Origin of the sequence: Campylobacter sp. P0085, assembly GCF_002139495.1 — a bacterium.
Classification (GTDB): domain Bacteria; phylum Campylobacterota; class Campylobacteria; order Campylobacterales; family Campylobacteraceae; genus Campylobacter; species Campylobacter devanensis.
This window is the reverse complement of sequence record NZ_MJKB01000002.1, coordinates 205,296-226,028: the sequence shown is the minus strand read 5'-3', so window position 1 is coordinate 226,028 and position 20,733 is coordinate 205,296. Positions and strand designations below refer to the sequence as shown.

The following is a 20,733-nucleotide window of genomic DNA, read 5'->3' as shown; positions in this document are numbered from 1 at the left end:
GCAACAAAATTGTATAATTGGCAGAATTTTTATAAAATTTTTGGAGATAGAGTGGATTATATTTTAAAGATTGATTGTAATGATGAAAAAGGGCTTATATTAAGAGTTAGCGAGATTGTATTTAAGCATGGATTAAACTATGTTAGCACTAGTGAGTTTGTAGATCATGAAAATAGTAGATTCTATATGCGTGCGGTGGTTGTAGGACAGGTAAATACAATTGAGTTTCAAAACACTCTAAGTGCCTATTTGCCAAGTGATAGTGTAATATTTTTTGAATCCATAAAGAAAAAAGATATAGTAATCCTAGCAACAAAAGAGAATCACTGCTTAGGTGATCTGCTTATTAAACATAGTAGCAAGGATCTAAACGCAAATATCTTAGCTATCATAGCCAATCACGATACCTTGCGTCCATTGAGTGATAAATTTGATATCCCATTTACCTGTATTAGTGCTGATGGACTAGATAGGGTTGAGCATGAAAAATTGGTCTTAAAAGAGTTAGAAAAATATAAATTTGATTATATGGTTTTGGCAAAATATATGAGAATTTTAAGCCCTGATTTTGTCAAGCGATATCCAAAAAAGATTATCAATATTCATCACTCATTTTTACCAGCTTTTATAGGGGCAAATCCGTATAAACAAGCTTATGAGCGTGGTGTGAAGATTATCGGAGCTACGGCGCATTTTGTTACTGATGATTTAGATGAAGGGCCAATCATCACGCAAGATGTAATAAGAGTAAATCATGAGATGAATTGGAAAGATATGCAAAAAGCTGGTAGAGATGTCGAAAAAGTGGTGCTTAGCAATGCTTTGGAGTTAGTTTTTGATGAGAGAGTTTTTGTTTATGATAATAAAACGGTGATATTTTAATGTTTAATATCGTACTTGTAAATCCTAAAATTCACACAAATACCGGAAGTATCGGTAGAATGTGTGTTAATTGTGGAGCTAAATTACACTTAGTTAAGCCTTTGGGATTTGAGATTGATGATAAGCATTTAAGGCGTGCGGGGCTAGATTATTGGGCGAGCTTAAATCCCGTGATTTGGGAGAGTTTGGATAGTTTTTTAGAAGCAAATTTGGAATTTAAAGATAGATTTTTCTTTGCGACTACTAAGTGTAATAAGCTATATTTTGAAGCTGAGTTTAAGCCGGGGGATTATCTATTTTTTGGTGGTGAGAATTGTGGATTGCCACTTGATTTAATGCGATTAAATAGGGATAATTGTATCACTATACCTATGACTAGTCAAGGTAGGAGCTTGAATTTAGCCACTAGCGTTGGGATTATCACCTATGAGGCTATCCGCCAAAATATAGATAAATTCGATTTTAGGGATATGGTATGCGAATTTTAATCTCTATTATTCTGTTTTTTGGGTTGCTTTTTTCATCAGAATTAAAGATCGCTACATATAATGTCGAAAATCTCTTTGATGATAGGATTAGTGGTAGTGAATATAGCGATTTTAAATCTAATAGATGGAACGAGGCAAAATATCAGCAAAAACTACAAAAAATCGCTAGAGTTTTAAAACATTTAGATGCCGATGTGGTGGCATTAAATGAGATTGAAAATCAAAATGTAATGAAGGCGCTAGCTGATTTGAGCGGATATAGATATTATAAATTTGCTACTACAAAGGGTGCGCCAGTTGGGCTTGGGCTGCTTAGTAGATATAAGATTAGTGATAGTAGAGTCTATCTTGTGCCAAATGTCAAAACTAGGCCGATTTTGATGAGTAGGGTGGAGTTTGATGGTTATGATATTGAGTTTTTTGTAGCTCACTTTCCAGCGGCTAAAAATCCACTTAAAAGCAGAATTGCTGCCGCTGATACAATGAAAAGAGCTATTAAAAATAGCCAAAATGGGGTGATTTTAGGCGATTTAAATAGCAATTATGGATATAAATTTTTGCTTAATGATCTTGATGGATGGACGAATTTATGGGAGTTTATCCCTACTAGTCAAAGAAGTAGCTATAAAAATGGTAAAAGTGCAATTGATCATATAATATTAAGTAGGGATTTGATGAGTGGGAATTTGGGTTATAAAGATGGGAGTTTTGGTATTTTCAAAGCAAATTTTATAGATGATAGTTATTCTGATCACTACCCTATATATGCTACGATAACTACGCAAAATAACTCTAAAGAGTTGCCAACTCTATCGATTAATGAGCTTAAATCATCTAATCAAAGAGCCAAGATATCAGGCGTGGTGATATATAAGGATAAAAATGGATATATATTAGCTGATGAGAGTCGGCGTGGAATTTATATCTATGAGAAAAATCCATCTCTTGGTATTGGTATGAGAGTTGATGCGGTGGCAAATAAGATTGAAGATTATAAGGGCAATATGCAAATTAGTAGTATCTCTTATGTAAGCTTAGATAGTGATTTTAATGGCGATGAGAGTAGCTATATGATGGATATAAATGATATAGATATAGCTACAAGTGGCGATGTGATTGGGGATATTGTCTTAGATATTAAGGGTGGATTTGCTAATATTTCTAATACTAAATTTAAAATTTACTCACCAAATAGGGCGATAAAAGATGGTAAAATCTCTATTAAAAAGGCTATTGTGTGGAGTTATAAGGGACAAAAGGAGTTGATAATTGAGTGAATTTTTGACTTTTATGGGTTGGGTTGTTGTTGTGTTTATTATTTTTGTCCTTGTTGTTGGGTTTAATCGTCAAATGATGGAGAAAAATAGAATTAGAGATGAGATAACAGCTGCTAGAAAAGCCGCTAAGGATAAAAAGCAAAAAATAGATATAGATGGAGATAGCAATGAAAATGTTAATTGAGATTGGAGTAGAAGAGCTTCCTGCGATACCTTTTTTAAAAGAGCTTAATAATATTGAGCCAAAATTTAAATCTGCGTTAGATGAGTATAATATTAAGTGTGATTTTAAGTTTGATTATACCCCTAGAAGAGTTGTATTGCATGGTGATATGGATGAATTCGCTGGTGACAAGGTGGTTGAGAGTATCGGCGCACCAAAGCATGTGGCATTAAGTAGTGATCACAATTGGTCTGCAGCGGCGATAGGATTTGCCAAAAAGTGTGGCATAAGCTTAGATGAGCTGAAATTTGAAAATATCAACGGAAAAGAGGTTTTGTATCATAAGAGCGTGATTAAGGGAGATTTGAGTAAAAATCTGCTTGCTAAGGTTATAAATAAGTTTATATCATCTTTAAATTTCGGTAAATCTATGAGATGGGGAGATGGTAAGTATGAGTTTATCCGTCCGATTAGGTCTATTGTAGCGGTTTTGGATGATGAATTAGTGGATATGGAGATTTATGGTGTGAAGTCGCAAATGGCCTTTTATCCGCATAGAAATTACGGCTATGAGATGGTAAAATTCGCTACTATAGATGAGTATTATAGTGCTTTAGAGCGTAATGGGATTATCCTTAGTGCTGATAAAAGGCGAGAAAAAATTCTAAATGAATTTAAGCAAATTGAGCAAAATAGCGGTTTGAAAATCGAGCTAGATGAGGATTTATTAGATGAAGTTGTGGCTATTACCGAGATGCCTACTGCGCTTATGGGTGGCTTTGAAAAAGAGTTTTTAGAAGTGCCTAGTGAGGTTATAGTAACTTCAATGAAAGAGAATCAACGATACTTCCCATTAAGAGATCAAAATGGCAAATTAAGCAATCATTTTGTGGTAGTTAGCAATGCTATTAGTAGTGATTCGAATTTGATAATCAAAGGTAATGAAAAGGTGCTAAGAGCTAGGCTAAGTGATGCGAAGTTCTTTTGGGAGAGCGATCTAGCTAGTGAGTTTAGCTCAGCGAAATTAAAAAATATCACCTATTTAGCCGCTCTTGGCTCAATGTATGATAAAGAGATTAGAGAGCGCCAGATCGCTAGGGAGTTAGCTAAAATCTATGAAAAAGAGCTAAAAGATGAATTTGGTGGTGAGTTTATAGATGAGCTTGATAGAGCTGTTATGCTTAGCAAGGCTGATCTTGCTACCTCAATGGTATATGAATTTACAGATTTACAAGGGATTATGGGGAGTTATTACGCTAAGCATAGAAAAGAAAATCACTTTGTAGTAGAAGCGATCAAAGAGCAATACCTGCCTAATAAAGAGGGTAGCGAGTGTCCGAAAAGCTACTTTTCTAGCGTGGTGGCACTATCATCTAAGCTTGATACGCTAATGGGGTTATTTAGTATAAATAAAATCCCAACAGGCAATAAAGACCCATACGCTCTAAGGCGAGCTGCAGCTGGGGTTATACGGATTGTTTTGAATTTAAATATAGAGTTTGATATCAAAAAAATTCTATCTCTAATAGCTCAAAATTATGCTAAATTCGATTTGGGTAGTTTAGAGCTATTTATAACTGATAGATTATACACTATGTATAATGCCAATCCATCTGTGATAAAAGCGTGTCTAGATAGTGGTGTAAGGGATATCAAAAGGCTAAATCTAGCTATAATTGCCTTAGATGAGATAAGCAAAGATAGCGAATTTAAAGAGAATTTCTCCACATTTAAGCGCCTAGCAAATATAATCAAAGATAGCAAGATTGATAGTGTAGATGAGAGCTTAATGGAGCATGAGAGCGAAAGAGCATTGTATAATAAATTTAACTCATTAAAATTAGATATCAATGATACAAAGGGATATTTGCTATCGTTATTTGATCTAAAACCTTATATTGATAGCTATTTTGATAATGTAATGATAAATAGCGATGATCCAAAGATCAAATCTAATCGCATATCCATAATCGGGCAAATTTATCAAGCATTTTTAAAAGTCGCTGATATAAAAGAGATAACTATATAATCATTAGAGTGCTTTAAAGGCACTCTTGGATTGGAAAATTGGATTAAGAAGGGTTAAAAGATACCAGCGAAGAGCAGTTTGGAGTCTAGGTGATACTCGATTGCTATCTTATTTCCGCCTCTATAATTTTTCAAATAACTGGCTATTTTGTTTGAAATTTCATCAAATTTAACTCTATTTATAGACTCTTTACCGCTTATTATAAGCTTTAAATTATCGCTATTTGAGTCTATTTTGACATCGTGTAAGATATCATTATATCCAAGCATAATATCTCTTTTATTATGCTCATCAGCTCCCATAAAATCAACATCTATACTATATGTAGATAGAGGTATATTTAGTCCAGTAGGCTCACTATTTTTTTGTGCATAACTACCAAGCGATAATAAGCATGGCAAAAGTAGATGTAAAATTCTCATACAAACTCCAAAAATTTATCCTAGATTTTATCATAAAATGCATTATTTAAATATAAATTTCAAAGTTAAATTAAGGAATTTTAGGTATCATTGCGAAAATTTTTTAAGGAGATATAGTGAGTTTTGATGAATTAGAGTTAGAAGCTATTATACAAGAGGTTTTAGAAGAGTGTGGAGAGTTTGAGAATTTAGATGATGAGGAGCTTTATGAGCTTATTGAAAAGATCAAAGAATTAACAGATGGCGATACAGAAGAGGCTTATGAACAGCTAAATGGATATTCGCCAATTAGTAGAAAAAGATTCTTATCTCTATACTCTGTTTGATTATGCGAGTAGTTTTAGCTCTTTTAATATTTGCTGTTTTTAGCTGGGCTGAGGATGCCTTTAATGGTAGTGTGGAGATTTTTAGCATTGATTCTAATTACGCTGGTGAGCTAAAAATCAATGATAAAACCACAGCTTGGCTAGATCATCCTACGCAAGATGGAGTAAAGATAGCTATTATCCCTATTGGATACTATGCTAAAAATGATATCAATATCACAAATAGTCTAAATAACCAAAGCAATTTAACAATATTAAAAGTTAAGCAAAAAAACTATAAAAAAGAGAGTATCACAGTAGCCCCCGCAAAGGCTAATCCACCAAAAAGTGTGATGAATCGCATAGAAAAAGAGAGAAAAGAGGCAATTGAGATATATAAGACTTTTAGCCCAAATTTGCTAGTTAATAGCGAATTTATATCGCCTATGGGTAGCTTTATCACTAGTGAATATGGAAATGCTAGGGTATTTAATGGTAGTATTAAAAGCTATCATGGTGGCGTTGATTATAGGGCGGCGATAGGGCAAAAGGTGGTAAGTGCTAATGATGGGATAGTAAGAATCGCTAAAGATAGATACTATGCTGGAAATAGTGTTGTAATTGATCATGGTGGTGGTATTTATACACAATATTATCACTTAGATAGGATAGATGTCAAAGTTGGCCAAAAGGTTATTAAAGGTGAGAAAATCGGCTTAAGCGGTGCGAGCGGTAGGGTGAGTGGGCCACATTTGCACTTTGGGATTATAGTGCGAAATACTCAAGTTGATCCATTGATTTTTATAGAAAAATTCAACTCAATTTTTTAAATTCACATTTTTTAAACAAAAGCTATATATAATTTCACTATATTTTATATAGAAAGGATTTAAAATGAAAAAGATTTTAAGTATAGCTTTAGCAGCTATGGTAAGTAGTAGTGTGGCATTTGGTGCTGATAGTGCGACTAGTTTAAGCAAAGAGATGTTTGAGTTTAAAAAGCAAGCTAGTAAGGAGTACTATAAAATTCAAAAAGGTTGCGAGCAAATTCATGATAAGATAGCTAAAGCAACTCAAAATATGGATTCTAAACAAAAAGAGGAATTCTATAAAGAATTTAGATATCAAATGCGTCAAAATATGGCCAAACTAGGCAAAGATGAGCAGTTTTATAATGGAATTTGTGGTCCGCATATAAGAGGTTCAAAAGCAAATAATCGCTCTGATCGCCCAGGTAAATTTGCGCCTAATTGTCCAAATGGCATAAATCCAGATTGTCCAATGAGATGAGTAGCAAAATACTTCTAATAGAAGATGAGCCTATGCTTTGTGAGATGGTTAGTGATTATCTTATGGAGCAGGGCTTTGAAGTTGTAAGTAGTGATAGCTATGAAGATGGCTTGAGTTTAGCATATGAGGGTAAATTTGATATTTTTATCTTTGATGTTAAGATTATAGGCGGTAATGGCTTTGATCTACTTAATGAGCTTAGAGGCTCTGGGATTAATACTCCTTGTATCTATATTACCTCATTAAATGATATAAATGATCTAGTTAAGGGCTTTAAGAGTGGTTGTGATGATTATATCAAAAAACCTTTTGAGTTAGCTGAATTACATCTAAGAGTAGATAATATCCTAAAACGCAAATTTAGCCACTCAAGTAGTGATAACTATGTAGAAATCTCTCCAAATATAAAGTTTGATATAATACAAAAGAGATTAATCAAAGATAATGCTATAGTCCAAATAGCCAAAAAAGAGGCTGATTTGTTGGTTTTATTTTTAAAAAATCGTGGCAAAATTTTAAGCAGAGATGAGATATATATGAATTTATGGGATTATGGCCAGGTACCAAGTGAGCTAAGTCTAAGAGTATATATCAGAAATTTGCGTAAAATAATTGGCGAAGAAAAGATAATCTCACATCCAAAAATAGGCTATGAATATGTATAGCAAAAAGTATATTTTGCCAATATTTTTGCTATATACTCTTTCTAGTATGATATTTTTAATCGGATTTGCCACTATGTATTATAAAGAGGCGAAATTTGATATAATCAAACGAGATATGATCCGCTTAGAGGCCTTTGCTAAAGAGCTTGAGTATATACTTCGCTTAAATAATAATATAGATAATATAATGAAATTAAAATCCTTTTATCCAATTAATTTTTACAATATCAAAACAGGTAAATATATCTATAAAAGCTTTGATACACCGAAATTTAAAGGCAAATTTTATGAAGGTTTAGACGCTTTGTATATGAGAGAGAATATCCACGCTAAAAGGCGAACAATAGAGCTGTTTGTAGAGCTAAAAAGCGAAGATACTATTAAGGATATAAATCAGCTTTTTTGGCGTGTGTGGCTTATAGCTGGGGCGGTTTTTGTTTTGGTTGGGCTTATTGCTTTTGTTTTGGTTAAGCTTGCGTATTTACCACTTTTGGCGCAGATAAAAGCGCTTAATAACTTTATCACAGATACTACGCATGAGATTAATACCCCTTTGAGCGTGATACTTATGAGTAGTGAGATGTTTGATAAAAATCCGCCAAAATATTTAGAAAATATCAAAATAGCAGCCAAAACTCTAAGTGGAATTTATAATGATTTGGCCTTGAATTTAAAGAATAATCCAAATGTTATTAGTAAATTTAATATCCAAACTCTGCTTGAGAGTCGCATTAAGCTATTTGAGCTTTCAGCTAATTCAAAGGGGCTTAAATTTGAGATTAATTCTAACTCTTTTGAGCTATATAGCGATATACAAAAAGTTGGTAAAATATTAGATAATCTCATATCAAATGCGATAAAATATAGTAACAAAAATTCCAAAATTATTATCAATTTAGACCAAAATAGCTTTGAGATAATCAATTTTGGAGCTACTATCTCTAAAGAGAATATAGACAAAATCTATGATAAATTCAGCCGTTTTGATACGCAAAATGGCGGCTTTGGGATTGGGCTTAGCTTGGTTAAGCGATATTGTGATGAGCTTGGTCTTAGTATCGAGTGTGAAAGTGGCGATAATCAAACTAAATTTAGAGTAATTTTAAGAGATTTTAAAGATAGATAATTGGCATGGAGAGTCTCTCCATGCGATTTTAATATAAAATTAAATGTGCTTTTTGTGAGCCATGAACGCCAAAAACGGTTATAAGCTCTATATCAGCTGTCCTAGATGGCCCAGCGATAAATAAAATATTGCTTGGTAATTTACCGTTTTGATCGACTTTTAGGGCGTTTAGAGCGCTTACTAGTGAGTTTTTGATTCTATCTTTTTTAAGTAAAACTATACAAAGATTTGGAGCTAGACTTAGCATTCTAGGTTGAGCTTGGCTAGATTTTAGCAATGCGACGCCATGAGAGCTGACGCCGTATTCGGCATGAACTATAGAGAACTCACTATGAAATACATCGCTTCTTAGCTCTTCTATAGGCTTATCGAAGCAGATTTTTTGATCAGCTTTAATCTTATCTAAATTTAAATTCAACCCACTTCCATAGATCATTTTTTTGTATCCATAGCTAGCTACAATCTCATTTATCGTATCTTCTAGAGCTGATGGCTCGCATTCATGGACGATATATTTGTTATCGCTCATTTTTTGCTTCATTTCAGCAAGAGCATTATCAGTAGTTTGGATATGCTCTACTGGATCTATGCTAGGAGTGGATTCATGGCTTGTTATTTTGTAGCTATCTTTTAAGCGAGAAAGGATCATCTCTTTGGATTTAGCTGAAATTTCATCTATTCTATTCATAGCGAACTCCTTCCATATTTTCAAGCTCTTTATATAGATCTTTTTTAATCTGTGGTAGCTCTTTATATTGGCTCCAGCTTTTTATAACCGGGATTGAGTTTTGGAACTTATGTAAAACTGAGTTAAATAGATGAGTTTTACTAAGGCTAAATCTCCATAAAGCGCCATTTGTAGCGATCTTAGCAAACTGCTTCATCGCAAATGCTTCGGCTCTATTTTTATGGCTATTTTGCGTGCTAAGTGGTGGATTTTTGCCTTGGCCAACTTTATTTGCTCTTAGCTTTCTAATTAGATCAGCTAGTGGGATTCTAACAGGGCAAACCTCACTACATCTACCGCAAAGCGAACAAAATGTAAGTATATCACCGGTTGCTTCCATACCAAAGATATTTGGACTAATAACCTCGCCAATAGGCCCAGGATAGACAGTTTGGTAGCTATGGCCGCCGATTTTGTCATATACAGGGCAGAAATTCATACACGCCCCACATCTAATACATCTAAGAGCCTCATAGTAGTCATGATGAGCTAGCATATCACTTCTGTGATGATCAAATAGTATCAAATAAACCTCTTTTGGCCCATCAAATTCATCATTTCTTGGGGCTGTGATTATGTTGTTATATGTAGGGATGAATTGTCCCGTGGCTGATGGTGTGAGTAGATGAACCATAGTAGCAGCATCTTCAAAGCTCTCCATAACCTTCTCAATTCCACAAAGCGCAACATGAATTTTAGGTGCGGTAGTACACATTCTACCATTGCCTTCATTCTCAATTAGCCAAAATGCCCCCTCTTTAGACATAGCAAAATTCACTCCACTAAGCCCCATCTCCAAGCCTTCAAACTGATCTCTTAAATGTTTTCTAGCTATTTGATTTAGCTTTTCTGGTTCGCTTTCTAAATTTGAGCCTAATTTTTCTTGAAAAATTTTGCCTATTTCATTGCGATTTTTATGGATTGCTGGGACGACTATATGGACTGGTGCTTCATCATTTAATTGTATTATTAGCTCACCAAGGTCAGTCTCAATAGCATTTAATCCCTTATTAGCTAGATAGTGATTTAATCCTATCTCTTCACTAGCCATGGATTTGCCTTTTAATATCTTTTTGATATTGTTTTGGCGCATTAACTCATATATTATCTCACAAGCATCAGTAGCTGAGCTAGCCCAATGGACTTTAATGCCGTTTTTTGTGGCGTTTTTTTCGAATTCAATTAATCTATCGCTAAGAGACATTAGGGCGTTATTTTTAGCTTTTTTAGCCTTATCTCTTAATCCTTGCCAATTATTAAATTTCGCATTTATCACATTTAGGCGGTTTTTTTGTAAGGTGTGCATAGCGTTTGTGAGATTTTGTCTTAATTGAGTATCGCCAAGTTTGATTTTTACGATTTGTTCGTGTGGCATTTTTTTACTCATAGGGATACTCCTTCTAAGCGTTTAATCAAAAAATCATATAGATGAAGACATTTGATATCTACGCCATTTCGTTTCATTGTGCCTGCAATGTTTAATAAGCAACCACCATCGCCACTTATCAAGTAGCTAGCGCCTGTATTTTTGATATCTTCTATTTTAGCTAGTGCCATTGCGTTTGAGATATCGCTCTCTTTGATTGAGAATGTCCCACCAAAACCGCAGCACTCCTCTTCATGTTCAAGCTCGATTAGCTCTACATTTGATAGTTTGCGGATTAAATTTTTGCTAGATTCTACGCTTTTAGCTACTCTTAAAGCGTGGCAATTAGAGTGCCATGCGACTTTGATTTTATCGCCTTTATCTTGGTAATCTACTTTTAGAATTTCATCTAAGTATTGACTTAGATCATATACCCTAGCGGCGAATTTTTGAACCTTGTCAAATTCGCTACTTCCTTCAAAAAGCTCTAAATAATCATGCCCCATCATACCAGCGCAAGAGCCACTAGGGACGATAATCGGGATATCTTCATCAAATAAATTTATATTATGCATAGCTACAGCTCTACTCTCATCAAAATATCCGCTATTAAAAGATGGTTGAGAGCAACAGGTTTGATTTTTTTTGAAAATCACCTCCACGCCCCCACGGCGTAGAAGTTTAATAGCATTTAAAACGCTATCTTGCATAGCAGCACTACCAAGGCAAGTAGCGAAAAAATATACTTTTCTCATAGATGTTAACCCTTAAATACGATATCTGGGATAATTCCTTGCATAAAGAATGCGATGATTAAAGTCCAAATACCAATTAAGATAATGAAAGCAACTGAGTATTTAAGTGTGAATTTAAATAACTCACTCTCACGACCTACTAAACCAACAGCAGCGCACGCTATAGCGATACTTTGTGGGCTTATCATCTTACCTACGACACCACCAACTGAGTTGGCTGCCAAAAATAGTGCTTCACCAACACCAAGCTCTCTAGCGCTAACTTGTTGAAGTGGGCCAAATAGAAGATTTGAGCTTGTATCTGAACCTGTTAAGAATACGCCTATCCAGCCAATCACAGGGCTAAAGAAGGCAAAAGCATCGCCAGTTTGAGCAAAGGCAAGACCTAGAGTTGTACTCATAGCGGCGTTTTTAGCGATAAAGGCAAATGATACAACAAGACCGATTGTGATACAAGGAATTGCCATCTCTTTTAGCGTATCCCAGAAGCAATCTGCGGCGTCATTTGCTTTGATTTTTAAAAACCAAATTGATAAGAAAGCAGCTAGTAATATAGCGGTGCCAGCTTGAAGGCCTACAAAGCTGATATTTAAATTTAACCCAATAGCCTTACCAGTAGCATCAACTATGCTTGTGCCTACATTGTTAGCAGCTAAGGTTACAACTGTGTAATCAAATACCCCACCTTTAGCAAATAGCGCTTTAAACCATGGTTGAGTCCATAGAATTATACAAGCGATTAATAGGATAAATGGTAGCCAAGCTTTGAATATTTGGCCATTACTAAGCTTGGTTTTGCTTGTAAAGTCTGTTTGGTCATCAAGTCTAAATATATTAGATGGTTTCCAAATTTTCAAAAATGCAGTAGTACAAATAAGAGATACAACAGCAGAAACAATATCAGGAAGCTCGGCACCAAGGTAGTTTGAGCTGATAAATTGTGTAGCAGTAAAGCTAATTGCAGCTACTAAAATTGCAGGAAATGTCTCTTTAACACCTTTAAATCCATCCATTAAAAATACAATGAAAAATGGAACAGTAAGGCTAAGTGGAACTAGCATTCTACCAACCATCGCTGAGACTTCATATTGTTCTACACCAACTAAATTCGCCATAGCAATAATAGGAATACCCACAGCACCAAAGGCAACAGGAGCAGTATTAGCTATCAGACACAATCCAGCAGCATATAAAGGCTTAAGTCCAAGACCAACTAAAAGAGCAGCAGTGATAGCAACTGGACCACCAAAACCGATAGCACCTTCTAAGAATGAGCCAAAACAAAATCCAATTAAGATAACTTGAATTCTGTGGTCTGGAGTGATGCTAATAACGCTTTGTTTGATAACTTCAAATGAGCCTGATTTGACTGAAAGTTTGTATAAGAATATCGCAGCGATGATAATCCAAGCGATAGGCCACATACCTTGTGCGAAGCCTTGAACGAAGCTAGCACCGATGAGAGAAAAAGGCATATCATATACAAATAACGCCAAAACAGAAGCCAAAATAACTGTTAAAAAAGCAGCCATATAGCCTTTTAGCTTAAAAACTAAAAGCGAAACCAAAAAACATAAAATTGGCAAAAACGCCACCAACGCACTTAGCCATATATTGCCAAGTGGATCATATACCTGTGTCCATTGCATATAGACTCCTATCGATAAAAATTTTTTGAAATTTCATTTTAGCGTAAATTATTATTAAATTTAAGATAAATTATAAAAATTGTTTAAAAAATCGTTTGGGTGTGTATAATCGTAACATTATAATTAATTTTATTTATAAATTTCAGTTTGATAGAGTATCTCCGCCCAGAGTAGGGCAGAGTAAATTTATAGAGCTTTGGATATAATTTTAGCGAGTTTAGAGCTAAATTCGCTTGGATTTTCTATGCTCATACCTTCGCTGATTTTAGCCATATTTAGGATCAGTATAGCAACATCGTTTATCATCAATTCGTTATTAGCTAATTTGGTGATGATTTCGTGATTTGGATTGATCTCTAAGATTGGCTTGATTTTTGGTGCTTCTTGACCCATCTGTTTTAATAGAGTTTGCATAGCATAATCTGGGTCGTTTTTGTCATAGATTAGGCACGCTACGGAGTCGCTTAGGCGATTTGATATTTTGACATCTTTGACTTCATCTTTTAAGATCTCTTTGATTTTGCTTATTAGGGCGTTTGTCTCATCACTAGTTGAAATTTCACTGCTAGTTATCTCGCTATCTATATCAGAGCTATTTATACTCTTAAATGGTGTGGAGTCATACTCATTTACCATAGGCAAGACTATTGTATCTATCTCTTCATCACAGATTAGGACATTTATCCCTTTGGATTTAAACCCTTCTAAAAGTGGTGAGTTTCGTAGCATACTCTCATTTTGGCCGCTGATATAATATATCGATTTTTGATCTTCTTTCATTGCGGCTTTATACTCTTTTAGCGTGATTGGCTTGTCGTTTAGAGTGGATTTAAATAGGCATAAATTTAAGATATTATCTTTATTAGCATTAAATCCATATAGGCCCTCTTTGATAACATTACCAAAAAGAGAGTAGAGCTTGGAGTATTTTTCTTTATCGTTATTTAGTAGTTTTTCTAATTCGCTTAGGATTTTTTTGACGCTTTGGTCTTTGACTGCGGTTAGAATTTTATTCTCTTGTAAAATTTCACGGCTTACATTTAATGGGATATCTTCTACATCCATAACCCCACGCACAAATCTAAGATATGGCGGTAGAAGCTCTTTAGCGTCATCAGTGATAAATACACGCTTAACATAGAGTTTTACACCACTTTGATAATCTACTCTAAATAGATCAAATGGTTGAGTTGATGGGATATAAAATAGGGTAGAATACTCTATTTTGCCCTCTGCTTTTGTATGGATATGGAGTAGTGGATCGCTACTATCGTGGCTTATTTGCTTATAAAAGTCATTGTAATCGCTATCTTTTAAAGTAGATTTACTCATTCTCCATAGGGCGCTTGCTTTATTGATTTGAGAGTTTTTGCTCTCATAATGCCCCTCTTTGTTCTCATCTTGTGGGGCTACCCACTCATCTCTATCCATATAGATAGGATATGGAATGTGATTTGAGTATTTTGTAATGATATTTTCTATTCTAAAACTATCTGTAAACTCATCATCATTAAGGTATAGAGTGATCTGTGTGCCGTAGCTATCTAGCGTGGATTTTGAAATTTCATATCCATTTGTATCGCTACTCCATTTATAAGCTTCGCTACTTAGGGCTTTGCGACTGATAACTTCTATTTTGTTTGCCACCATAAATGCTGAGTAAAATCCAACCCCAAATTGACCTATTAATGAGCTATCTTTTTTCGCATCTCCGCTCATAGATTCTATAAAGCCTTTTGTTCCGCTTCTTGCGATGGTGCCTAGATTGTTGATTAGATCATCTTCATCCATGCCTATTCCATTATCTGTGATTACTAATGTTTTGGCCTCTTTATCTAGTTTGATATCAATTCTAGGGGTGTATTGAAGTGATTTATAATCATCATTAGTTAAGCATAGATAATTTAGCTTATCTAGTGCGTCGCTTGCGTTTGAGATTAACTCTCTTAAGAATATCTCTTTATTAGAGTAGAGTGAGTGGATCATTAAATTTAAAAGATCGCTCACTTGTGTTTGAAATTGATGTTTTTGCATATTTTCTCCTTTGTCTTGATATTATAACTAACTAAATTTAATCATCATTCAAAAATCACAAATGGTAAGGTTAGTGTATTTTTGATTATACTAAATGGGGTTTTTAAGACATCAGTCACTACTTGTGTTGTAATAATTGGCTCATCAATTGTTCCGCTAATTTTTATAATTGTAGATATGCTTTTATCTTTGCCTAATAGTATGTGGTTGACTAATGGAATTTTATCAATGATTGAGCTAGCATCTTTTAATAATTTTAATTCCAAAGTTATATCAATGAGATTTGTGGCTAGATTTATCGTTCCATTGCCAACTATATCAGCGGTTGCACCTTCGATATCAATAGCATGAATTGTTAGATTATCATCGATTCGTCCAATCCTTATAATTCCATCTTTAACACTAAAGCCTTTATTATTAAAATCAGGTACCTTAAAAATAAGCAAGCTCGGAATAGAGTCTAAAAATGCTAGAAGTTGATTGTAAATTTTATAATCTTTTAGATATGTATCTTTTAATTCTAGGTCAGCTTTGAAATTTTTGCTATTTTTTCCCATAACTTTTAATCCAAAAACCCCCTCGCTAAATGTATTTAAATCTAAAATATCATTGACAGCTGTAGCTGATATACCATTTCCTTTTATCTTTAATATACCTTTACCTTCGGTAATAGATATATATCCTCCATCAAATTCCCCATCAAATTTAATAGTATCACTAGTTTTATTTCCGCTAAAATGATCAAACGATACACTTTTATTAACATCGGCTATATTTAATATAGTATCATTGGCTATAAAGTTTAGATTTTTATCAAAATCACCTTTGGCAGCATTAGAATTTATAGTAATTTTGGCTGAATTTAAAAATATATTTACCTCATCATTAATTATGCTAGCCTCTACTATGCCACTATCACTTTTTACATTAATAATATTGCTAACATTAATGGTAAAGTTATCATCGGTGTAATTTCCATCCTTTTTAGCTAGCATTGGAATATTAAATTTAGCATCATTAACTCTTGCATTGATATCTATAAAATTATTAGTTGTGATGTTAATTGCAGCTTTAGTGATATTTAAATTATTTATAAGCGTAGAGTAGGGCTTAAGCGGTTCTATGCTAGGTATATTTAGAGTAATTGGATTGGTAATATTTAGTTCATATCCTAAAGTTTTGGAGTTAATTTTTGGGGCTTTGCTAAATTCGAGTGTGATATTATCATCTAGATTTTTAATATCAAGTAGATTTGGAATAGCAATAGAGTTAAATTTAGTATCAAACCATGCTTGTTGTGTATTTGCATCAATAAAAGCACTAAAATTTGCATCAAAAATACTATTTTTTACATGGCTATTTTCTATGGTGAGTTTATCGTTTTTTAAAATTATTTTAGCATGATTGGTATTAAATTTTGCCCCAGAGATATCAATATCGCCATCAAGTATAAACTCCCCATTGGCTTGTACAATTATATTGCTTAGGTCTATGATTAAGCGAAGCTTTGCGTTCATATTGCCACTATTTTGCGTGATTGGGATATTTATATTGTAGGCTTTTAGTATATTATTTATATCATTACTATATAATGTTTTAGTATAAATATCTAGTATTAAATTTGGTTTATTAATTAACTCATTTATGCTTAAATTTATTATAGCGCTAGAACCTTGATATTTTGGATCTTTTATATCAAATTTAAGTCCAGAATTCTCAAATATCACATCTACGCTACTAGCAGTGGCTGCTGGGAGATTTGGGTGAAATTTTACTACTGGTGATACTGCTGTAGCTTTACCATAGAGCTTTGAGATTAGCGGATCATTGGAGTTTAAATCAAATTTACCACGTAAAATCTCAACCCTATAATCTTTAGCTTTTATATACCCATAAATCCAGTTTTTAATCTCATTATCAAGCCCAGTAATATTAGCTAAAGCGTTCATAAACTGCTCAATAGTACTAGCACTCACATCGCTAAGTTCATAGGTTAAAATATCATTTTCTATGTTTAGTCCTAGATTTCCGCTAAGCTCATAGGAGTTAAATTTTCCACTAAATTTATGTCTATCATTATAGAAATTTAGCTCTAAATATCCATTAATTGTAGTGTTAAAATCTTTTAATTTAATCTCATTTACGGCAACATTTAGATTGTGATTTTGTCTAGCAAAATTTGCATTTACATATAAATCTTTATTATTTAGATTAAATTTATTATCAGCATAGATAAAGTATGATTTATACTCACCATTTGTAATATTTGTAAGTTCAATTGTCTCAAAAAGCATATCAATCCAGCTTAGATAATGTAAAAGTTCTAAGGATGGTTTAGTGTTATTTTTTTCATTAGTCAATGGTAAAATATCGATATTTTTTACTCTTAGTGTAATTTTGTTATCTAATTTTATATATAATTGCGAAATTTTAAATTGGCTAAAATTTAAACTTTCTATCTTTATACCAATTTTTAACCATATAAAAAGGGCAACAAAAATGGAAATAAATAGCATTAAAAACAGAGCTAAAAAGCGGTTTTTGTTTATCATTTGTGAAATTGTACTCATATTTTTCCTATCGATTTTTGCTTCACTATCTCAAACGATGAATACCAGCAAGGCGGTATATTTACCAAAGGGAAGTGTAGGCGAAATTATATCTTATTTAGCTAAGCTAAATTTTAAGGTTGATGAATTTGATAAATATATTTTAGTTTTGATGGGATTTCCACAATCTGGATGGATTGAAATTGGGCAGACTAGCCTTAGCAAATTTGATTTTTTGTATAAGCTTACAACTGCTAAAGCTGCAATGAGAGATATTACACTTATTCCTGGTGAAACTACAGCATATTTTTTCTATGAAATTTCTAAAAATTTAGGGCTAAATTATAATGAATTAATGAAAAGCTACTTAGAAAATGCACCTATAAAAGAGGGGTTTTTAATCCCTGAGACATATAAAGTTCCAGTTGGAATTGGGGAGGCGCATTTAGTTTATTATCTAATTAACACATCTAAAAAACAGCATGAGAGTCTAAGTAGAAAGATTTTTGGCGAATGGGATGAGAGACGATGGTATGAGTTTATCACTGTAGCTTCTATAGTGCAAAAAGAGGCTGCTAACAAAGACGAGATGGCTTTAGTAGCTTCTGTTATATACAATAGGTTAAAAATTGGTATGAAACTCCAAATGGATGGAACGCTAAATTATGATCTATACTCTCATGAAAAGATCACCCCACAAAGAATAGCCAAAGACAACACTAGGTATAACACATATAAATACGCAGGCCTACCACCAAATGCCGTTTGTAATGTCAGCTTTGATGCGATAAAAGCAGCAATTTTTCCTAAAAAGACAAACTATCTATATTTTGTAAGAGATAAAAGCACAGGTGCTCATATATTTAGCTCTACTTATGAAGCGCATACAAAAGCAATTGATCGCTCTAATAAGGCTAAATAATGCCACTTTCAAAGCTAAATAAAGAGCAGTATAGAGCAGCCACAGCGTCTATGGGGCATAATCTCATCATAGCAAGTGCTGGAACAGGCAAAACAAGCACAATTGTAGCTAGGATAGCTCATCTTCTAAACTCAGGGATAAAGGCTAATAAAATTTTGTTATTAACATTTACCAATAAAGCCGCTAGTGAGATGATAGAGAGATTGGGGCGTTACTTTGATAGTGATATAGTATCTCAAATCACAGCTGGGACATTTCACTCTGTATCAAATTCACTTCTAAAATCCCTTGATAAAGGGGTGATTTTAAAGCAACCTAGCGAATTAAAAACACTATTAAAGAGTATCACAGATAGAAGGCAATTTCATAGAATTAGCGATATTAAGGGATATAGCGGGGCGTATTTGTATGATATATACTCTTTATTTTGTAATAGTTGCGTAGGTGGTGAGAGCTTTGTAGATTGGTTTAGTGTTAATTATCCAGATCAGGTGGAATTTGCTGAAATTTATGATGATATTTTGCGTGAGTTTGAAGAGACTAAGAGCAATTTTAACTATGCTGATTTCAATGATCTATTAATTAAGATGAGAAATGAGCTTAAAAAGGGTGCTAGAATTTATTTTGATGAAATTTTGGTTGATGAGTATCAAGATACAAATTCACTTCAAGGCTCACTCATAGATGCTTTTAATACCAAAAGTCTATTTTGCGTGGGGGATTTTGACCAGAGTATTTATGCCTTTAATGGGGCAAATATAGGGATAATTGGTAGCTTTAAAGATAGATATTTGGATGCTAATATATTTTCATTAAATACAAATTACCGCTCAAGTGCTAAAATCCTAGCCTTGGCAAATAAAGTCATAGCTAATAATCCTAGATTATATCCAAAATCGCTTGAAGTAAGCCGTGAGGGGGAGTTTAAATCGCCTATTTTGCTTGTTTATGATGAGCTTTTTATCCAGTATAATGCAGTAGCAGAGTTAATCTCAAATAGCAGATATAATAAAAATGATATCGCTATAATCTTTCGTAATAACTCAAGTGCTGATGGACTAGAGATAGCCTTAAAAGAGTATGGCATAAGCTGTAAAAGAAAAGGCGGAGTGAGCTTTTTTGAGTCTCGTGAGATTAAGGCGCTTATAGATTTGATATCGATTTTGGTAAATCCTAAAGATATTATGTCATTTATACATATTTTAGAGTATGCTAAAGGAGTTGGCAACGCTCACGCTAAGGAGATTTTTGAAATTTTAATCTCATCTGGAGATGGTAGCATCATAAAAGGCCTTATAAATCCAGATAAAAATAGTGCTAAATTAGCCCCCAAAAGGCATAATCATCAGCTTGGATTATTTGATGATTTTAGCGAATTTATGCCATCAAATAGATTTTGTGAGCTTGGATTTGATGATGAGTTTATGAAATCTCCTGTTTTAAACTACTCAAATTTAAATCAAAATGGTGCGATATTTTTGTATGAGCTTAGGAATTTGATAGTGAATTTAGATAAAAATAGCTCACCATATCAAATTATAGATAAGGTGATAAAATCTCAAATTTATAGTATTATAGTTGATATCTTAGCAACCAAAAGAGCAACCCTAAAAAATGGCAATATAGATAACGAGCTTAAAAGCAGCGTAACAGAGCGGATAATATCTAAGGCTAAGGTGCTTTTAGAGATTAGTAAAAGACACAATAATATTGATAATTTTTATAACTTTTTAACCCTTGGCAAAAGCGAAATGAGCGAGGGCGAAGGGGTGAATTTGCTCACAATCCATGCTAGTAAGGGGCTTGAGTTTAGCCTTGTTTTTGTAGTGGATCTAGCTCAAGGTAGATTTCCAAATTCAAGATTAATGAGTGATATAGAAGAAGAAAGAAGGCTATTTTATGTCGCTGTAACAAGGGCAAAGGATGAATTGGTGCTAAGCTATGCCAAATATGACAAGATAAGAAAAGTCGAGTATCAGCCAAGCTGTTTTTTAGCCGAGGCTGGTATGGTAAAGCCTTTAATTTAAATTTTAAATTTTTCTTAAAATAAATTTCTACTATTAATATTATAAGAGAAATTATAG

Annotated in this window: 18 protein-coding genes and 1 pseudogene; 12 read left to right on the top strand and 7 right to left on the bottom strand. The window is 33.6% G+C overall.

Features of this window, described 5'->3' with window-relative positions:
* Nucleotides 1-51: 51 nt before the first annotated feature.
* The 5 genes and pseudogenes from purU to glyS all read left to right on the top strand — a co-directional run bounded on the left by purU (nt 52) and on the right by glyS (nt 4,839).
* Nucleotides 52-882 carry a formyltetrahydrofolate deformylase gene (purU, locus tag CIGNP85_RS02980; RefSeq protein ID WP_086227104.1) on the top strand — a complete coding sequence of 277 codons (831 nt, stop codon included), beginning with the start codon at nt 52-54 and terminating at the stop codon, nt 880-882.
* A complete protein-coding gene (locus CIGNP85_RS02975; protein ID WP_086241249.1) occupies nt 882-1,370 on the top strand; it encodes a tRNA (cytidine(34)-2'-O)-methyltransferase in 489 nt (162 codons plus the stop codon). The genes purU and CIGNP85_RS02975 overlap by 1 nt, the downstream gene beginning before the upstream one ends.
* Nucleotides 1,358-2,647, top strand: a complete 1,290-nt coding sequence (locus CIGNP85_RS02970) for an endonuclease/exonuclease/phosphatase family protein (protein ID WP_086286892.1) — start codon at nt 1,358-1,360, stop codon at nt 2,645-2,647. The genes CIGNP85_RS02975 and CIGNP85_RS02970 overlap by 13 nt, the downstream gene beginning before the upstream one ends.
* 13 nt (nt 2,648-2,660) lie before the next feature.
* Nucleotides 2,661-2,750, top strand: a pseudogene (locus CIGNP85_RS08670) (hypothetical protein); the annotation flags it as partial.
* A 64-nt stretch (nt 2,751-2,814) separates the two neighbouring features.
* Nucleotides 2,815-4,839: a glycine--tRNA ligase subunit beta gene (gene glyS, locus CIGNP85_RS02960; protein ID WP_086286890.1), complete on the top strand. Its 2,025-nt coding sequence runs from the start codon at nt 2,815-2,817 to the stop codon at nt 4,837-4,839.
* 53 nt (nt 4,840-4,892) lie between these two features.
* Here glyS and CIGNP85_RS02955 read toward each other — a convergent pair whose 3' ends face one another.
* The gene (locus tag CIGNP85_RS02955; RefSeq protein ID WP_086282081.1) at nt 4,893-5,261 is read right to left on the bottom strand and encodes a hypothetical protein; all 369 of its coding nucleotides are present in this window, start codon (nt 5,259-5,261) and stop codon (nt 4,893-4,895) included.
* 116 nt (nt 5,262-5,377) lie between these two features.
* Between CIGNP85_RS02955 and CIGNP85_RS02950 the strand changes: the two genes are divergently transcribed.
* The 5 genes from CIGNP85_RS02950 (at nt 5,378) to CIGNP85_RS02930 (ending at nt 8,647) form a co-directional block, all read left to right on the top strand.
* A complete protein-coding gene (locus tag CIGNP85_RS02950; protein WP_086224406.1) occupies nt 5,378-5,587 on the top strand; it encodes a hypothetical protein in 210 nt (69 codons plus the stop codon).
* A 2-nt stretch (nt 5,588-5,589) separates the two neighbouring features.
* A complete protein-coding gene (locus CIGNP85_RS02945) occupies nt 5,590-6,396 on the top strand; it encodes a M23 family metallopeptidase (protein ID WP_086286888.1) in 807 nt (268 codons plus the stop codon).
* A gap of 64 nt (nt 6,397-6,460) precedes the next feature.
* Entirely contained in the window at nt 6,461-6,856 is a 396-nt protein-coding gene (locus CIGNP85_RS02940) for a hypothetical protein (protein ID WP_086238807.1), read from the top strand.
* Entirely contained in the window at nt 6,853-7,521 is a 669-nt protein-coding gene (locus CIGNP85_RS02935) for a response regulator transcription factor (protein WP_086227946.1), read from the top strand. Before CIGNP85_RS02940 ends, CIGNP85_RS02935 begins: the two co-directional genes overlap by 4 nt.
* Nucleotides 7,514-8,647 carry a sensor histidine kinase gene (locus CIGNP85_RS02930; RefSeq protein ID WP_086286886.1) on the top strand — a complete coding sequence of 378 codons (1,134 nt, stop codon included), beginning with the start codon at nt 7,514-7,516 and terminating at the stop codon, nt 8,645-8,647. Before CIGNP85_RS02935 ends, CIGNP85_RS02930 begins: the two co-directional genes overlap by 8 nt.
* Nucleotides 8,648-8,675: 28 nt before the next feature.
* On the opposite strand, the gene CIGNP85_RS02925 is transcribed toward CIGNP85_RS02930, so the two are convergent.
* The 6 genes from CIGNP85_RS02925 to CIGNP85_RS02900 form a co-directional block, all read right to left on the bottom strand.
* Nucleotides 8,676-9,335, bottom strand: coding sequence for a LutC/YkgG family protein (locus CIGNP85_RS02925; RefSeq protein WP_086286884.1), 660 nt, complete (start codon nt 9,333-9,335; stop codon nt 8,676-8,678).
* Nucleotides 9,328-10,761 (bottom strand): LutB/LldF family L-lactate oxidation iron-sulfur protein, encoded by a 1,434-nt coding sequence (locus CIGNP85_RS02920; protein WP_086286882.1) that lies wholly within the window; start codon nt 10,759-10,761, stop codon nt 9,328-9,330. The genes CIGNP85_RS02925 and CIGNP85_RS02920 overlap by 8 nt, the downstream gene beginning before the upstream one ends.
* A complete protein-coding gene (locus tag CIGNP85_RS02915; RefSeq protein ID WP_086234443.1) occupies nt 10,758-11,495 on the bottom strand; it encodes a (Fe-S)-binding protein in 738 nt (245 codons plus the stop codon). Before CIGNP85_RS02915 ends, CIGNP85_RS02920 begins: the two co-directional genes overlap by 4 nt.
* A gap of 5 nt (nt 11,496-11,500) precedes the next feature.
* The gene (locus CIGNP85_RS02910; protein ID WP_442861930.1) at nt 11,501-13,144 is read right to left on the bottom strand and encodes a lactate permease LctP family transporter; all 1,644 of its coding nucleotides are present in this window, start codon (nt 13,142-13,144) and stop codon (nt 11,501-11,503) included.
* Nucleotides 13,145-13,330: 186 nt separating this feature from the next.
* Nucleotides 13,331-15,178: a molecular chaperone HtpG gene (gene htpG / locus CIGNP85_RS02905; protein ID WP_086286876.1), complete on the bottom strand. Its 1,848-nt coding sequence runs from the start codon at nt 15,176-15,178 to the stop codon at nt 13,331-13,333.
* Nucleotides 15,179-15,222: 44 nt separating this feature from the next.
* A complete protein-coding gene (locus CIGNP85_RS02900; RefSeq protein WP_141031740.1) occupies nt 15,223-17,472 on the bottom strand; it encodes a YhdP family protein in 2,250 nt (749 codons plus the stop codon).
* Nucleotides 17,473-17,677: 205 nt separating this feature from the next.
* Between CIGNP85_RS02900 and mltG the strand changes: the two genes are divergently transcribed.
* Nucleotides 17,678-18,649 carry an endolytic transglycosylase MltG gene (mltG, locus tag CIGNP85_RS02895; RefSeq protein WP_086224672.1) on the top strand — a complete coding sequence of 324 codons (972 nt, stop codon included), beginning with the start codon at nt 17,678-17,680 and terminating at the stop codon, nt 18,647-18,649.
* The gene (locus tag CIGNP85_RS02890; protein ID WP_086286872.1) at nt 18,649-20,676 is read left to right on the top strand and encodes an ATP-dependent helicase; all 2,028 of its coding nucleotides are present in this window, start codon (nt 18,649-18,651) and stop codon (nt 20,674-20,676) included. Before mltG ends, CIGNP85_RS02890 begins: the two co-directional genes overlap by 1 nt.
* Nucleotides 20,677-20,733: the final 57 nt, after the last annotated feature.

Bases quoted from the DNA above. Each gene is read 5' to 3' on its own strand.
- CIGNP85_RS02975 (WP_086241249.1), top strand. From the start codon at position 882: ATGTTTAATATCGTACTTGTAAATCCTAAAATTCACACAAATACCGGA.
- CIGNP85_RS02970 (WP_086286892.1), top strand. From the start codon at position 1,358: ATGCGAATTTTAATCTCTATTATTCTGTTTTTTGGGTTGCTTTTTTCA.
- glyS (WP_086286890.1), top strand. From the start codon at position 2,815: ATGAAAATGTTAATTGAGATTGGAGTAGAAGAGCTTCCTGCGATACCT.
- CIGNP85_RS02955 (WP_086282081.1), bottom strand. From the start codon at position 5,261: ATGAGAATTTTACATCTACTTTTGCCATGCTTATTATCGCTTGGTAGT.
- CIGNP85_RS02945 (WP_086286888.1), top strand. From the start codon at position 5,590: ATGCGAGTAGTTTTAGCTCTTTTAATATTTGCTGTTTTTAGCTGGGCT.
- CIGNP85_RS02940 (WP_086238807.1), top strand. From the start codon at position 6,461: ATGAAAAAGATTTTAAGTATAGCTTTAGCAGCTATGGTAAGTAGTAGT.
- CIGNP85_RS02935 (WP_086227946.1), top strand. From the start codon at position 6,853: ATGAGTAGCAAAATACTTCTAATAGAAGATGAGCCTATGCTTTGTGAG.
- CIGNP85_RS02930 (WP_086286886.1), top strand. From the start codon at position 7,514: ATGTATAGCAAAAAGTATATTTTGCCAATATTTTTGCTATATACTCTT.
- CIGNP85_RS02925 (WP_086286884.1), bottom strand. From the start codon at position 9,335: ATGAATAGAATAGATGAAATTTCAGCTAAATCCAAAGAGATGATCCTT.
- CIGNP85_RS02920 (WP_086286882.1), bottom strand. From the start codon at position 10,761: ATGAGTAAAAAAATGCCACACGAACAAATCGTAAAAATCAAACTTGGC.
- CIGNP85_RS02915 (WP_086234443.1), bottom strand. From the start codon at position 11,495: ATGAGAAAAGTATATTTTTTCGCTACTTGCCTTGGTAGTGCTGCTATG.
- CIGNP85_RS02910 (WP_442861930.1), bottom strand. From the start codon at position 13,144: ATGCAATGGACACAGGTATATGATCCACTTGGCAATATATGGCTAAGT.
- htpG (WP_086286876.1), bottom strand. From the start codon at position 15,178: ATGCAAAAACATCAATTTCAAACACAAGTGAGCGATCTTTTAAATTTA.
- CIGNP85_RS02900 (WP_141031740.1), bottom strand. From the start codon at position 17,472: ATGCTTTTTGAGACAATTGAACTTACAAATATTACAAATGGTGAGTAT.
- mltG (WP_086224672.1), top strand. From the start codon at position 17,678: ATGGAAATAAATAGCATTAAAAACAGAGCTAAAAAGCGGTTTTTGTTT.
- CIGNP85_RS02890 (WP_086286872.1), top strand. From the start codon at position 18,649: ATGCCACTTTCAAAGCTAAATAAAGAGCAGTATAGAGCAGCCACAGCG.